8 protein-coding genes are annotated in these 15,892 nt (G+C 35.8%); 3 read left to right on the top strand and 5 right to left on the bottom strand.

Features of this window, described 5'->3' with window-relative positions:
• Positions 1-3: 3 nt before the first annotated feature.
• The 4 genes from ACK4R1_RS10635 to ACK4R1_RS10620 form a co-directional block, all read right to left on the bottom strand.
• Positions 4-7,530, bottom strand: coding sequence for a PKD-like domain-containing protein (locus tag ACK4R1_RS10635; protein WP_409686655.1), 7,527 nt, complete (start codon positions 7,528-7,530; stop codon positions 4-6).
• Positions 7,531-7,989: 459 nt separating this feature from the next.
• On the bottom strand, positions 7,990-8,658 hold the full coding sequence (locus tag ACK4R1_RS10630) for a response regulator (protein ID WP_409686653.1): 669 nt from the start codon (positions 8,656-8,658) through the stop codon (positions 7,990-7,992).
• 6 nt (positions 8,659-8,664) lie between these two features.
• Positions 8,665-10,308, bottom strand: coding sequence for a hypothetical protein (locus ACK4R1_RS10625; protein WP_409686651.1), 1,644 nt, complete (start codon positions 10,306-10,308; stop codon positions 8,665-8,667).
• Between the two features lie 47 nt (positions 10,309-10,355).
• Positions 10,356-10,544 (bottom strand): hypothetical protein, encoded by a 189-nt coding sequence (locus ACK4R1_RS10620; RefSeq protein WP_409686650.1) that lies wholly within the window; start codon positions 10,542-10,544, stop codon positions 10,356-10,358.
• Between the two features lie 336 nt (positions 10,545-10,880).
• Here ACK4R1_RS10620 and ACK4R1_RS10615 point away from each other — a divergent pair, with 336 nt between their 5' ends.
• The 3 genes from ACK4R1_RS10615 (at position 10,881) to ACK4R1_RS10605 (ending at position 14,701) form a co-directional block, all read left to right on the top strand.
• Positions 10,881-11,720 (top strand): hypothetical protein, encoded by an 840-nt coding sequence (locus ACK4R1_RS10615; RefSeq protein WP_409686648.1) that lies wholly within the window; start codon positions 10,881-10,883, stop codon positions 11,718-11,720.
• 344 nt (positions 11,721-12,064) lie between these two features.
• Positions 12,065-12,205, top strand: coding sequence for a hypothetical protein (locus ACK4R1_RS10610; protein WP_409686646.1), 141 nt, complete (start codon positions 12,065-12,067; stop codon positions 12,203-12,205).
• A 168-nt stretch (positions 12,206-12,373) separates the two neighbouring features.
• Positions 12,374-14,701, top strand: a complete 2,328-nt coding sequence (locus tag ACK4R1_RS10605) for a GAF domain-containing protein (RefSeq protein WP_409686644.1) — start codon at positions 12,374-12,376, stop codon at positions 14,699-14,701.
• Here ACK4R1_RS10605 and ACK4R1_RS10600 read toward each other — a convergent pair.
• Entirely contained in the window at positions 14,694-15,878 is a 1,185-nt protein-coding gene (locus tag ACK4R1_RS10600; protein WP_409686643.1) for a Pycsar system effector family protein, read from the bottom strand. The two genes, ACK4R1_RS10605 and ACK4R1_RS10600, sit on opposite strands and share 8 nt — an antisense overlap.
• Between the last annotated feature and the right edge of the window lie 14 nt (positions 15,879-15,892).

The following is a 15,892-nucleotide window of genomic DNA, read 5'->3' as shown; positions in this document are numbered from 1 at the left end:
CATTTACTTGATTAAAACAAAAGTTTGATTCTCATTCACAATGGTTCCATAGAATGTTTCTGCTGTCACTTTACTATAATAGTTTCCGTTTTCGGCATTGAATCCTTTTATTTTGCCATCCCAACCAACCAGAACATCGCCTTTCTCTGTATAAATAAGCGAACCCCATGTATCATAAATATCTAACTGAACTTCCTTAAGTCTTTTGGTTACCGGACGGTAAGTGTCGTTTACAGTGTCGTTGTTAGGTGTAAATGCTGTTGGCACTACTAATAAATATCCTTTTTCAACTATTAAAGTAATGGTCTGTATATAAACACATCCAAAAGGATAAGTTACTGTTTGAGTGACTACATAATCTCTTGGGATAAGATAAGTATGCACCGGATTTAATTCAGTTGAAAAAGTACCATCGCCGAAATCCCAAGAAACCGAGATATAATCTCCTGTAATGGTACTGTTAAATTGGATAGGGTCGCCAATGGAATAGATACCGTAAGTTGTATAACCAAACGATGTTGGCTCAAACGATGCATATCCTATTTCAGGATTATCAATATCTACCGTATAATTTGCGGTACAGCCCACATTATCTGTTACAGTTAAAATTACTGTTCCATTGGTGTCTGAATTCATTATTTGTCCACTGGCTCCACTAACATTACCGCTTGACCATTGGTATTGAAATGGCGGAACACCACCACTAGCTTGAGCAACAAAATTTTGAGTTACTTCATGGGCGGCACAGTCAAAATCGGTTTGAGTTGTAACTGCAATTTGAATTGGAGCTGGTCTCACTAGTGAGTATTGTCCAGAAACGACACAGTTGTTTGCGTCGGTTACTGTTACCAAATAATTACCGGCATTTAGACTTGTTAAGTCTTCTATAGTTGAACCATTACTCCAGCTATAATTAAATGGTGCAGTACCTCCGGATACAATTAAATTTATTGCTCCACTATTGGCTACATTACAATCCAGTGGATGGGTAATGTTAGCAGAAAGAACCAAAGGTTGCGGCTGTACAATAGTGAATGTTCGAACTATAAAACAAGGAGTGCCGTCGGATATGGTTGCTGTATATGTCCCAGGAGGAAGATTGTTTCTAATAAGTCCCGAAGTACTTCCATCACTCCAAGTTAAAGCTACGGGTGCAATCCCACCTGTTAAATTTAGGTTGATGCTTCCATTGTTAGCTCCATAACAAGTAACATTAGTCACTATAGGGTTTACTGTAAAGACAGGTGCTTCGGGGATGACAATGGTTTGGACTTTTATACAACCCACATCATCAGTAACCGTTATAATATAGGTTCCAGCAGACAAATTGGTTTGATTTAACGTTGTAGCCAAATTGTTCCATTGGTATTGATAAGGTGCGTTACCTCCTGAGATGGTTGCTGTTAGGGAGGCATTATTAGCACCATAACAGGTTATAGGTGTAGTGGTATAACTGATAATTATCTCGGTGGATTGGTTAATTTCAACGGTTAGGTTTTTAACACATCCTTGATTATCTGTAACTGTTAGGCTGTATGTGCCGGCGGAAATATTGCTTAAATTTTGCGTTGTACTTGAAAATCCGTTTGGACCTGTCCATGAGTAGTTGTAGTCTGATGTAATAGGATCCGGAGTACCACCCGAAACAGTAACGGTTATAGCTCCTGTAGCAGCCCCATAACACAAAACATTCGTTTGACCTGATAAACTAACTACTAATAATGGAGGTTGTGTTATAGTGAAAGTTGCTGTTTTTGGACCACAATTGTTGGCATCTGTCACTGATACGATATAAGTTGCGGGACTAAGATTAGTAATATCTTCAGTACTTGCATAAAAAGCTCCATTCTGCGTCCAAGTATATGTATAATTACCAGTTCCTCCTGTAACTGTTATATTAACACTGCCGTTAGCGCTTCCAAAACAAGTGATATCATTCTCACTATCAACTGTGATTACAATATCTGTTGGTTCAGTAACAACATAAGAATTTGTAAAAGGACAACCTCCTGCATCATCAATGGTAAGATTATAAGTCCCCGGTACTAAATCAGTAATATTATTTGCTGATGAGACAAATCCAATTGGACCGGTCCAATTGATTAAATATGCCGATCCTGTTGAAAAAGGTATACCACCGGTTATATTAGTAGTAATAGAAGCATTATTAATCTCGAAACAAGTGCTGTTTGTCGCCACAACATTAGGATTAATAGCAGGATTAACTGTTACAGTTATTGTAAAATCATTGCCGATACAAATACCCGAAGTTGGGGTAACTGTATAAGTAACTGTAGCCGGACTTGTAGTAGTATTTACTAGAGTTTGGCTGATTTGATTTTGAGCAATACTTTGGGAAGTTGCTCCTGTTACAGAACCGGATGGATTTACCACCGGAGTTGACCAAACATAAGTTGTGCCTACCGGAACTATATTAGCTCCTGAGTTTATTGGAGTTATAGCAAAAGAAGTATTACTACAGATCGTAACAGCTTCATTAGCAATTTCGGGATTTGGATTTATGGTTACTTCAGCTGTATCAGTTGAAATAACAGAGCATCCTCCAGTTATCGAAGGGAAAGTTATTATGCAATAATAATAGATGGTTCCTGAAACATTTGCCGGTGGATTGTAAGTAGCATTTGTTGCTCCCGGAATTGAAGTGCCTCCTGTATTTGAATTGCTACTATTGCTAAACCACTGATAAGTTGGAGTACCAACACCGTTAGTAATAGTAAAAGACAAAAGGGTTGGACTTTGGCCAAGACAGATTATACTTGAAATTGGCTGATCAGCTATAGCTGGTGCTAAATTAACTGTAATAGCAGCTATATTAGTAGTTGCACTACATCCAATTCCATTTGGTTGGGATATTATACAATAGTAGTACAATGTTCCGGCGTTACTTGTTGGAGGTATGTATACTAGATTTGTTTCCCCTGAAATTGCTGTTCCTGATGAAGTATCGTTAGTTGAAGAAACATACCATTGATAAGTGTAATTAGTTCCTATTCCACCTGAAACTGAAATTGACAATGCAGTGGCTGACTCATTTTGACAAAGTGTTTGTACTGCCATTGGCTGTACAGTTACAATTGGATCATTCACCACTATTACCTCTGCAACATCACTTGTAATAAGGCCACAACCTGCTCCATTTAAACTAATAGTAACGTAATAGTAAAAACTACCCGACGAACTAAATACAGGTGGAGCATAACTTGAAGAATTGGTTCCAACTGGGGTTCCCCCTGTAGTTGCGTTCAAGGTATTACTATACCATTGATAGGTTGGTGTTCCTACTCCTCCACTGTAAGAGACTTGTAAAGCAGTAATTGAACCTCCGACACAAATACTTTGAGTATTTAATGGCTGGACATCTATTATAGGCAGTGGATTAATTGTTATGACAGCTGAATTTGAAGTAATACTGGTACATCCTCCAGAAGAAAAAGTAATTACACAGTAATAAGTGTCCGTAACTGTATTACTCGGCGTATAAGTATTATTGATTGCTCCTGGAATCAAACCATTAGTATTGTACCACTGGTAACTTGCTGTTCCTGTTCCGTTGTTATAAGCAATCGTTAAAGGGGATAAAACTGAACCTTCACATACCGTTGCCGATTGAGGTTGGGTAGTAATAATAGGGGCTGGTACTACAATTACTGTAGATACGTCACTAGTCACTCCACAGCCCAATCCGGTTTGTGTTACTATGCAATAATAATATCTTGTTCCTGTTGTTGTTGTCGGAGGTGTAAATGTACTTGACGTTTCTCCTGATATTAGAGTACCGCCGGTATTGTTATTATTAGTATTACTATACCATTGGTAGTTATAAGTACCTATCCCACCCGAAGCTGTAATTGTTAGAGCTGTGGCAACTGCATTCTGGCATTGTGTTTGAGTGGTTAATGGTTGACTATTAATCGTAGGGTCTGGTGATACTACTATTTCTGCTGTATTACTATTTACAGTTCCACAGCCATTTCCATTCAAAGTCACTACAGCATAATAGTAATAATTTCCAGCATTGTTGAAAACAGGTGGTGTATAAGTTGCTGAAGTTGCTCCGGTTATTAATGTTCCTCCTGAATTGTTATTTGAAGTATTGCTATACCATTGGTAACCGGCAGTTCCAACACCTCCATTATAAGAAATTGTCAAAGCACTAATAATGCCTCCAACACAGATATTTTGAGTCAAAAGTGGTTGGGTATTGATAACAGGTAAATCATTAACCACTACTGCAGCTGTATTTGAAGTAGCACTTGTACAACCACCAGAAGTAAATGTTACAATACAGTAATAATAATTAGTTCCTACAGGTGAAGATGGTGGCGTATAGTTATTATTTGTCTCTCCAGACAACAATGTTCCACCAGCATTTGAATTGGAAATATTGCTGTACCATTGGTAAGAAGGTGTTCCAATACCATTTATATAATTAATTGTCAAAACAGTTGTTGCTCCATTTAAACAGACTGTTTGACTAACCAATGGTTGAGTTGATATTGATGGTGCCGGAACAGTAACTACAGCTGCAGTCGCACTGGTAACTGAGCATCCCAAACCGGTTTGCGTTATTATACAATAATAGTATCTAGTTCCAATAGTTGTGGTTGGAGGTGAATAAGTGCTACTTGTTGCTCCGGGTATTATCGTACCGCTTGTTGTATTGTTATTTGCATTACTATACCATTGATAACTGAAAGTCCCAACTCCACCACTAACCGAAATTGTTAACGGAGCAGCAGTTGCATTCTGACATTGGGTTTGAGTAGCTAAGGGTTGAACTGAAATAATTGGATCAGGCGAAACTACTACTTCAGCCGTATTACTCGTCGCAGTACCACACCCATTTCCACTTAAACTCACAATAACATAATAGTAAAATGTACCAGCCGTAGAAAATACCGATGGTGTATAAGATGGTGAATTTGTCCCAACCGGTGTACCTCCGGTAGTTGAGTTATTAATATTACTATACCATTGATAAGATGCTGTCCCATTGCCTCCTGTGTGAGACACTGTTAATGCATTTATTGCTCCTCCAACACAGATATTTTGTGTAGCCTGAGGTTGCGTATTAATAGTTGGTAATGGATTGATAGTAACTGTTGCAATTGAAGAAGTTAAACTAGAACAGCCACCAGATGACAAAGTAATTACACAATAGTAATATAAAGTTCCTACTGTGGTAGATGGCGGACTAAATGTAGCATTTATAGCTCCAGGAATTAAAGTTCCTCCCGTTGTATTATTAGCTGTATTGGAATACCATTGATAGGTTGGTGTGATTGCAGAACTGTTCAAAGTAACTGTTAAAGCTGTCGGTGTTCCACCCAAACATACTGAACTGGAAGCAGGTTGTGTTGTTATTGATGGAGCCGGATTGACATTAACAACATAACTAACCGTTGGCCCAACACAATTATTAAACGTTGGTGTGATTACGTAGGTAACTGTACCTGCGTTGGGATTAGTTGTTGTGATGGTCTGAGCAGGAATTGTACTCCCCGTTCCTGAAGGAGTAAATCCTGTGATACCAGCAGTTGCTGTTGCAGTCCAAGAAAATGTAGTTCCCGGTGGATTAGCTGTTAGGTTTACCAATGTAGTTTGAGAACCTGAACAAATGGTCTGACTTAAAGTCGTATTAGTGATAACCGGTGCTGTATTGACTGAGAAACTTTGAGTAGCCGTATTTGAAACGCCACACTCGTTTGTAGCGGTAAAAGAAACCGTATAAGGACCTCCAGTAGGATAACTTATAGATCCCGGATTTAATGTATTTGAACTCGCAGGCGTTCCTCCCGGAAAACTCCAAGCATACGTTAGAGTTCCTCCTGTTGGAGCACAATTAGTGACATTAGCAGTTGGGGTTATATTTGCCGAGCCACATGTGTTGCTGATGGGAGTCATAGTAACTGTTGGTGGTTTTTTGACAACGACTGTTTGAGTTGTATTTGTACTGCCACATGAATTAGTAACTGTCAATCTGATTAAATAGCTTCCTGATTCTACAAAGTTAAAGGAAGCATTTGCCGTAGTTTGATTTGGGATAGGGGTTATTGAAGTTCCACAATATGCGGGCGTATATGTAACTGCCCAAAGGTAAGTTGGTGCCGAACATTGATTCGTCAAATTTGTTGTATTTGTAGCTACTACAGCTAATGGAATACAACCTGAGTTTGTATTTAAAGTAAATTGTGGAGTTAATGTTGATTGAACACATATTGTTTTTGTAATTTCATCTATCCCGCATCTATTTCCAATCTTTAACTTAATTGTATAAGTCCCATTTATTGAAAAAACAGGGCATATTGAGGCACTTCCACTTGTCCAAGAATTGGTATTTGGTGAACCAAAATCATTTCCTAATGTACCGCTACTTAAAGTATACCCTGTGTTGGGAGAAATTGTCCAAATTAATTTAGGAGTTGAACAACTTGCAGAAGAAGCTGAGTCTCCTCCTGTAGAAGTATTAGTTAAGCATAATTGATTACCAATACATACAGTAGTTTGTGGTAAATTAAAATTAGCTACCGGAGGTGTTGATATTCTGATTGGTACAACTGAAGCAGAAGATTGATCACATGGGTTTATTGCTGCAATACTAGCAAAAAATGAATTTTGATAAGTAGTACTGCCTGATGTACTTGTTGTTCCGCAGGAACTAATTAAAAAATTGTGAGTTACTGAAGCTGGAGGCGGATGATTAAAATTAACTGGCGCAGAACCATCATTAAATGTTACAACGTAGGTTGTGCCAGGAGGGTTATTATCAGTGCCTGTTATAGGAAACGTTAAAGAAGATGAAATACAAATATCAGTGTTGCCGGGATTTCCTAATCCAACTGCTGGATTATTTCCCACGAATACTTTATAAATTTTGACAATATTACACCCATTTTGTGCTGTTATTGTATATGTCAATGTCCATAATCCTACCTGGTAGGTATGAGATAAACTTGTCCATGATGTACCAGTAAAATTAGGAGAAGCATCACCCCAATTAATTGTGTAGTTTGTATTTGTTGCAGTTGTAGTTGAAGCATTAAAAAAATCAATCGAGGCGGCTTGATTTGAACATTCTCTGAAAGTGGTAAAACCATTGAAAACAATTGAATTTGCGGATGAATTCAAATCTGCGTTTGCTTGAGGATTTACCGTAACGATGGCATTTCCTAAGACATTAACTGAACCAGGAGGATTATCTGAATCTTCAACACTTACTAAACTGTAATTAAAAACTCCTGGATTTATAGTGCTAACAGAAACTGTAACTGTACTATTATTTCCAGTAGTAGTAATAGTTAAATTACTTCCGTTATTTATCTTATATGTAAACGTATACGGAGCTGTTCCTCCAGTACCAGTAAAAGTTATTAAAGGACTAGCTGAATTTTGGCAAATCGTTGTCGTCCCGGTTATCGTTGCCGAAGGCACTAATAAATTATTTTTTTCATTGGCTACCCCAAACTGACAAACCAACAGTAATAAAATGGCAATATAATTTTGTTTCATAATGAATTTTTATGAGTATCCTTTTGTTTGATCTAATAGCTTTGGGGAGCAACGTGAATGAATAAATTAGATTTAACCTAACTTATCATACAAACATAGTTAAATTTATCTTACAAACTAACCTCTAAAATTTAATTCACATTCTCTTTCGTAGCAATAATTCTTAGTCTGATGACTGTAGGCAATTGGGGCATTGAGTTCTGTTTTCATAAAGGTCAAATAATTATATACAGAACGAACAGAAATTCCCAACTTCAATGAAATATCCATGGAATTACCTGCTCTATTCGCTTTTAAAAGCTCATGTATTTTTATGATTACTCTTATGTCCAAAACTTTACAATTTTAACCCATAGGTCTGCAACCGAAATGCAGTCAATCTATTTGTCAAAATTAAATTCAATACAATTGCAATCCTTACGGATTTCCGTAAAGGCCATAAAAAATAAAAAGGGATAATTAAGCTATTCCTAAATCTTTGGCAATAGCAATGAGATGAACCGTATTGTTGGCTCTGAAGTGGTCTTTGAGTTTACTGATTCTTTTTTCGATAGTACTTTTACTGTTGGGAGTTATTCCGAGTTCTTTGAATCTTGATTCTAATTCGTCTTGGGTAATACCAATGGATAATTGTTTGATGATTTGAACATCATAATTGTCAATTTCGCGATTAGAATTATCTTTAAAAATGTGTTGTAAACTTGGGGAAAGGTAAGGTTCTTGGCTATGAATTATATGATTGACAGCCATCTTAAGCTGGTCAATACTACTTCTACCCTTTTGGATATAGCCATTAATCTGTGACTCTTCAAAAAGAGTCTTAATTCTGAAACTTTTATCTTCAACGGAATAGACAATGATTTTTAGTTTGGGTTGCAATATCCTGATTTGTTGTATAGCTTCTTCACCCGTTTTAATCTTTACGTCACGGTGATCTTGCTCAAAAGACAAATCAGATATAAAAAGATCATAAGGTGTATTGTCTAAAATTGCTTTTTTTACTTTTAAAATAGCATCATCACAATATTTAACATGGTCTATATGGACAATTCCTAATTCACTCAGTGCCTGAATTACGCCAATATTAATACTATCTATATCTTCGGCAACTAATACTCTTTTAAACATAGTAATTTACTTTGGTATTTGAATAGTGACTTTGAAACCTTTACTTGTTTCTTGGTCAAAAATAAAAGTTCCTTTCACGGCGTGAATACGGTTTTCCGCATTTTGCAGTCCTTTTTTTGAAAAATGATCATTGTCAATTCCTTTTCCGTTGTCTGTATATTGTATCTCAACAAATCTTGGTGTACTTTCAAAACTAAGCATCACTAAATTGGCTTCACTATGTTTTTTCATGTTAACCAATAATTCCTGTAACACTCTATAAATTGTTATCTTTTTTTCGACAGTTATGTTTGACCACGAAATAGTATTTAGATTTTTAGTTATGACGTTTACTTCGCTGCTACTATAGCCTGAAATCATTTCTTTTAAATCATTCTCAAATTTTTCGTCCGTATTGACGCTACTGTTTTCCTTGGAAATATTTCGTGTTCGGTTATAAATCTTGTCGAGGTTATCAATCAGTACTTCTTTTTTATCCGGAAGTTGTAAATCTTGAGTTTCAGCGAAGGTCATAGCATTATAGACATCGTTGGCGAGTTCGTCGTGAAGCTTTTTCGAGATTCGTGTTTCTGTTGCATAGGAGATGGTTTTTAACTTATTCTTATTCTTCGAACGAATTAAGAAATACAATAGTATACTCAGTAAAACCACTGATAGGAAAAGAATAAAATAGAGTTGCTTTTGTTGTTTTTGAATTTCGAGGTTTTTAAGAGCTGTAGTAGAATCATATTTTATTTTTGCAAACTGATTTTTAGCAGAAATCCTTGCCGATGATAAACTATCGTTCAATCTCAAAAAAGAAACAGTATATTTTTTTGCAGTTACTGGCTCACTATTTTTAATCAGCCATCGCAGGGCATTGAGTATGTCATCCGGGCTGTTCACTTTTTTAGCAGCAATAAGTGCATTGACAGCATACTTTTTAGATTGTGCTTCATCGTTACTAAAATATTCAGACAAATGGAGGTTTGAAGCTATCAGTCCATTATAATCGCTTAAACTATCTCTTAACTGGAAAGCCTTCAAAAGGTTACTGTATGCTTCGTCAGAATTTAATTTGAATTGAGAATACCCAATATTATCCAAAACACGCGCAACTTCAACTTTTTTATTTTGCAGAAAAGGATCTTTCAATTGCGGTTTGAGCAACTGGATGGCTTTTACAAATTGGTTTCTTTCAAGAAAATTGAGCCCTATATTGTTCTTTGTTATGGCTTTTGCCGTATCATCTTTAAAGGTTGCATAAGCTTTCTCATAATAAGGTAAAGCGTCCTCATATTTCTTTTGTTTATCATAAGTGACAGCCAAAAGTTGGTAAAAGTAAGGTTTGTAAATCTCTCCTTTGTAATGAGCCAATCCTTCAGTTATGGTTTCTTCAGCTCCATAAAAATCACCTATATATTGTTGAACAGTTGCCATTTGAAGCAAAACATACCCATATTCATCACCGGTTTTGTCTTGACTGGCTTCTTTTGCCTGATTGTAATAAAGATAGGCACTATCTAATTGTGCTTTTGAGTAAAAGGCTTCTGCCTTATCCTTTGTTGTATAATACTTTTCGGAGTTCCTCACAGGTGAATCTATACAGGAACCTGTAAATGCGAGCAGTAACAAAAACAAAATCGGGAAATGTAACTTTTCACGTATCATTTCCCGAAGTTATTAAATAATTTTAAGTTGCAAAGCAAATCTTTAAATTACATTGTTTTACCACCTCCCATTGCCGGTGGCGGTGGTGGTGGCGGTGGTGGTGTTGGAATACCATGTTGACCTCCGGTATCATCGGCAGTTTGGTTTTGAGTTGGTGCCTGCATTTCATCAGCAGTACAAGATGTCATCGCTATTGACGACAGGATAAAAAACGAAAATAAAAGTATTTTTTTCATGATTTTGACATTTTAAAATTGGACATAGTTGTGGCTATTCGGGTACTGCCCGAAGCCCTTGCAAAGGCTATAACCGATGCGGAATTTTGAGTATTCGAAATACTATTTTGGGAAGTGAAGTGCGCTATTACAGAACCGTTTGATTATACTTCCCGAATAAAAATTCAGTCCTGTTAAGCGTCACTTTTTAAGAAGTAGTTTTGTACATTTGTTCTATCGCGATGTAGAACAAGAACTAATTCTGAGACAAAGGAATGGGGTTTTTGTATAAGTGTTTATAGGGAATTCCGGTATTTCCTATGTTTCCCAACTTTTCCTGAAAAATCCTGACAAATCATGAAACAAAACGACTTAGAATCATATAAAAAGGCTGTCAAACAGCATTATGAAAAAGAAAAAAAAGGCTACTATTCTAGTTTTTTATTACAACCCAGTAGGGCTAATTTGAGAAAGTTGTGTGTAGAGCGTTTGAAAGAAAATGTAACCTCTGACGATCTCAACACTTTTAAAATTTTTATGGGATTTGAGTTTAAACCTGAAAATAGAAATAAGTTAAAAGACGAAACAGATCGTTTCAGAACTATAGAGAATTTTATAAAAGGTATTACAGATAGTAATGATGTAGAAGTAATAAATTTAGCCGCTATTTTGGTCGATTTCTCACCAAGACCTTTTTTGAAATTCGTAAGGTTTATTAATGGACAAAAAGATGCTGTAATTGAAGAGAAGACTGTAGCAGATGTAAAAGACGAAAATGAAGAAATCAAGATATCTACTAAAAAGAAATCAGAACGAAAAAAGAAATTAATTTTCTGGTTACTTGGTTTTACTGCTTTATTCTCTATTGGTTATACAGCGAATGATTTGGTTTTGCCTGAAAAGCAATGCATGCAATGGCAAAATGACCATTATGAATTATTGGAATGCGATAGTGAAATTAATGGTCTTTATTCGGAGGCTGTGATTGAACCTAAAGACCATAAAGTGTTAGATTTAAGAAAGATTGAAGTATATGACACCACTACTTTCTTTAAGGGTGGAAAAGCAGTAGTTTGGTATTGTAAAGTTAAAGAAGAACTAGAGTTTTTTAATAATCCAGGATTCCATCCCATAACCAAAAAAAGTTTGAAACCAGTTACTGATTACATACTTGGTAAATATGTGAGAGAAAAGTAAATGTTTTCAATATTTCTGATAATTGAATCAAGCAACAGATTTCGATCTATATTTGCCTGCTCATTATCTTACCTTGTTAATAAAAACATTTCTACAGCTCATTAGTAAACACTGCAAAGACCACGAATTAGCCAATAACCCCTGGTTGGAAATATTTACTAAATATTCAAAACCTAAAAGACACTACCACACTATTGATCATTTAGAAGCTCTAGGAATAGATTTAAAAGAGGTAAAAGACCAAATTATTGATTGGAATACTACACTATTCTCCGTTTTTTACCAGAATATAATCTTACAAAGCATCAAATAATTCTAATGAAGGAGATAGTGCAAAAATCGCAATGCAAAGACTTTCTGGCATTAGTTACCCCGCAAACAAAATTGCCAAATGTGCCAATATGATTTTGGCTACCAAACTACATGAACTTTCAACCGATAGTGATACCAACTTTTTAACTGATGCTGACTTTTGTGTAAAATAACTAATCTAAATTGATAAAAAATCCGCACTTGTTTACAAATAGTTTAATCTGACTTGCAACAATAAAATATAACTAATGATGGCTGAGTTACATTCAAACCACATTTAAACTTCAATTGTCAGTTTTCAAATATTACCATACCTTTACACTACTTTTTAGTAGGTCAAAATGAAAAGAAAATTAGAACAATACGACAGCCCGTTTATCACTCAAATTTCGTTTCACAAACTAATTGAAACACTCGAAAGCATTGCCAATTCTAATGTAGATTACAGAGCTAACTATGCTAAAGCTTTACTAAAAGAAATAGCTGGTTTACCTGAATTCAGAACAGGAATTCAAGATTTATCCTTGATTGACGACCATCAAGATTTAATCAAAAATCTTTTAGCCGATTTGTTTCCAACGGCATTGACACACAATGAAATCAAAGCGGTAGCCATTCCGTTTCACAACATCACCTTTAATTATACCGAACGATTTAAAAAGATTTTAAACGCGGCCGGAGTCGATTTTGACATGAATATCCGTGATTTTGAAGATGATCTTTTCTATATTATGAATTGTTGTCTGATTTTAAATGATCATTACCAACAAAATATAGATTTCACAAATCCTTTATTTTACGATATTCCCGATAGCAACGGCATCATGAAACATTATCGCATTTTATACAATGCTGATTTTATCGAAATCATTCCCACAGAAAGAGCCATTAAACTAACTCAAGAAGACATCGACCAACTGATTGATAATTTTGATGATATTACCCTTTGGAAAGAAAAATTCCCTGCAGACAGTTGGATATTAAAAGGATTTGGTATTGTGCAACTGTACGATGCCACGACCGAAAGTTCAGTTTCGACATTGAAGACCAATTTATTAAAAGCTAACGATAACCATGAGGAAGATTTAGAAGAAGACTTCCAATCTATTTTTAGGTCTATATTCAGAATCCCCGATTTAAGGATAGGCTTGACCATTTTTGATCCGGAAGAGCAAAAGTTTATTCGACCTAATGCCAACAAGGACAAAATTCAAAGCCTTATTCTAAATGAAGCCGAAGAAGCCGAATGCTCAAACAAACTTTACGACTGCTTTTCTAAAGCTATTATTGACAAAAAGGAAATTTTCATAATTTCAAACATAGATACGTTTTCCACTAAAAAAGGAAACGAAGGACTAGGGAAGCACCTGAAAAGTCAAAACATTCAAAGTTGCCTATTGGCACCGGTAGTCAAAGACAATGAATTATTGGGCGTTTTCGAATTAGCCTCAGAAAAACCACGAGCACTTAATAGCATCAATGCCAATAAACTCGATTTGATATTGCCTTATCTGGTCGATACCATGAGCCGATATCGCCTCGATTTACAAAACCAAATTGAAGCCGTAATCCAAAAAGAATATACCGCAATTCACTCAAGCGTTTACTGGAAATTCAGAAGAGAAGCGCAAAAATACATCCGAACGGCTTTTCAATCCAAAGAGTATATCTTTAAAGAAATAGTCTTTAAAGAAGTTTATCCTTTGTTTGGCGAAATAGACATCAAAGGTTCTTCCGAACACCGAAATCATACCGTAAAACTGGATTTGAAAAAACAATTAGATTCCTTAATTGCCATTATTGAAAGCCAAGAATCTCAAGCCAACTTAATGATTTTGGAACAACGAAAATTTGAACTGAATTCTTTTATTGAGGAACTTAATTTGCCTTTAAAAGCAGATTCAGAGCAAATCATGCAGCGCTATATTGAGAGCGAAATCCATCCGATTATCAACCCGGATATTGCCTCAGAAGAAGGCAAAGTATTAATCAAAAAGTATTTTGAAAAGATTGACGAAAAAACCGGCATGTTTTACCAAGCGCGAAAGAAATTTGACAACGCACTAACTAAAGTCAACAAAAAGTTAGCATCTATTTTGGACGAAAAACAATTAGAAGCCCAACAAATTTTCCCTCATTATTATGAACGATTCAAAACTGATGGCGTTGAGCATAATCTCTATATCGGTGCTTCTATTGCTCCTGACAAGCCTTTCGACAAAATTTATCTCAACAATTTAAGACTTTGGCAATTGCAAACGATGTGCGAAATGGAATTAGAGCACCATCAAATGAAAGCTGAACTGCCTTATCATTTGGAGGTTACGTCACTGATCTTGGTCTTTAGTTCACCTATTTCTATTCGTTTCCGTATGGATGAAAAACGCTTTGACGTTGACGGCACTTACAATGCAAGATATGAAGTCGTAAAAAAGCGAATCGACAAAGCCTTCATCAAAGGAACCCAGGAACGCATTACCGAAAAAGAAAAGATAACCATAGTTTATTCTCACGCCAGCGAGAAAAAAGAATACATGGATTACATCAAATATTTACAATTTAAAGAGATTTTAGAACCAACGGTAGAACAATTTGAAGTAGAAGAACTTCAAGGAGTTTCCGGCTTAAAAGGCATACGCGTAAAAGTGGCGCATCAGATTACTACATAGGCGCATTCCTAAAAGCAAGTACAAAAGCAATCACCGATACTATGATACCCACCATAAAAATATTGTACGTAATACGCAATAAACGGTATTTTCTTTCTAACACTATACCCAAATAATACAAGTCTTTAATCATCGAATTGTGCAAATATTCTTTGTCTTTCAATAATTCGCTCACAGCCCATTGGTATTCTTCGTATGGCATTTTAAAGAAATTACCAAAGAACAATAAATTCACTTTTTTGTCTTCGATATCTTGACGGCTAAACTTGCCGGAGGTAACTTTAGGTTTGGTAGAAAGTATCGCAAAAATGATTGAAATCACACTAAATAACACCATAACAAAAGTCGGCACAATCAAATGTACATTACCCGGACTGTCTAATTTGGGCACAATAGTCGAAAGCGCAATTGAAATAATAATTGCGTTCACCGACAATAAAATATTGGCTTTGCTATCGGCAATTTCACTCAATCGAATGTGATTCGTCAGCGTGATTTTGAACATGGTATCAATACTCCGATCAGGTCTTTCTTCCTTCTCTTTTTGCTTTTTGGATTTAGGTGCTGTTTCCATGCTGTTGTTTTCAAGTTGGTTGATTCTTTTTCGAAGCTTTTGAATGTTCTTTTCTTTTTTGGGTTGCCAATGCAGTAGTGCATAATCACTAAAAAACCGATGGTGATTGGTGAGAAAATTTAAATTTTCTTTGGCCCATTCTAAATCGGTGAAATCAATGTTTAAAGTAGATTTTAATTCTTGTTTTAAAAACTCCGCACTTGATAAATAATCTTTGTCTGCCAAATGAAAATAATCGGCATCTCGTATGATTTTTCCCAAATCAGTTGTCGGTGTTGCACTCTTTCGGGTCGCATTGATTAAAGAACAAATTTTGGCAATGTCAGCTTCATTATAATTTCTTTCTTTTAGAAAACTTTCAGCAATATTAACCCCAACCGATTCATGATTATCACAACAATTCGTGTATCCTGTATCATGAAACCAAGCGGCGAGAAGCAATAATTCCAATTCCTTTTCGCTAACTTTCTGAGCGATAGCAATAGTTTTCACCGCATTTACCACGGATAAAGTATGGTCAAAATTATGGTACAAAAATGAATCAGATAACTTATCTTTGAGTAATTTGTAGACAAAATCTTCGGCTTGTTCTAAAATGGTCATTGGCAAAAGTAAAA

The organism is Flavobacterium sp., from assembly GCF_046293665.1.
GTDB lineage: Bacteria > Bacteroidota > Bacteroidia > Flavobacteriales > Flavobacteriaceae > Flavobacterium.
The sequence above is the reverse complement of the archived record's forward strand: the minus strand, read 5'-3'. Positions and strand labels throughout refer to the sequence as shown.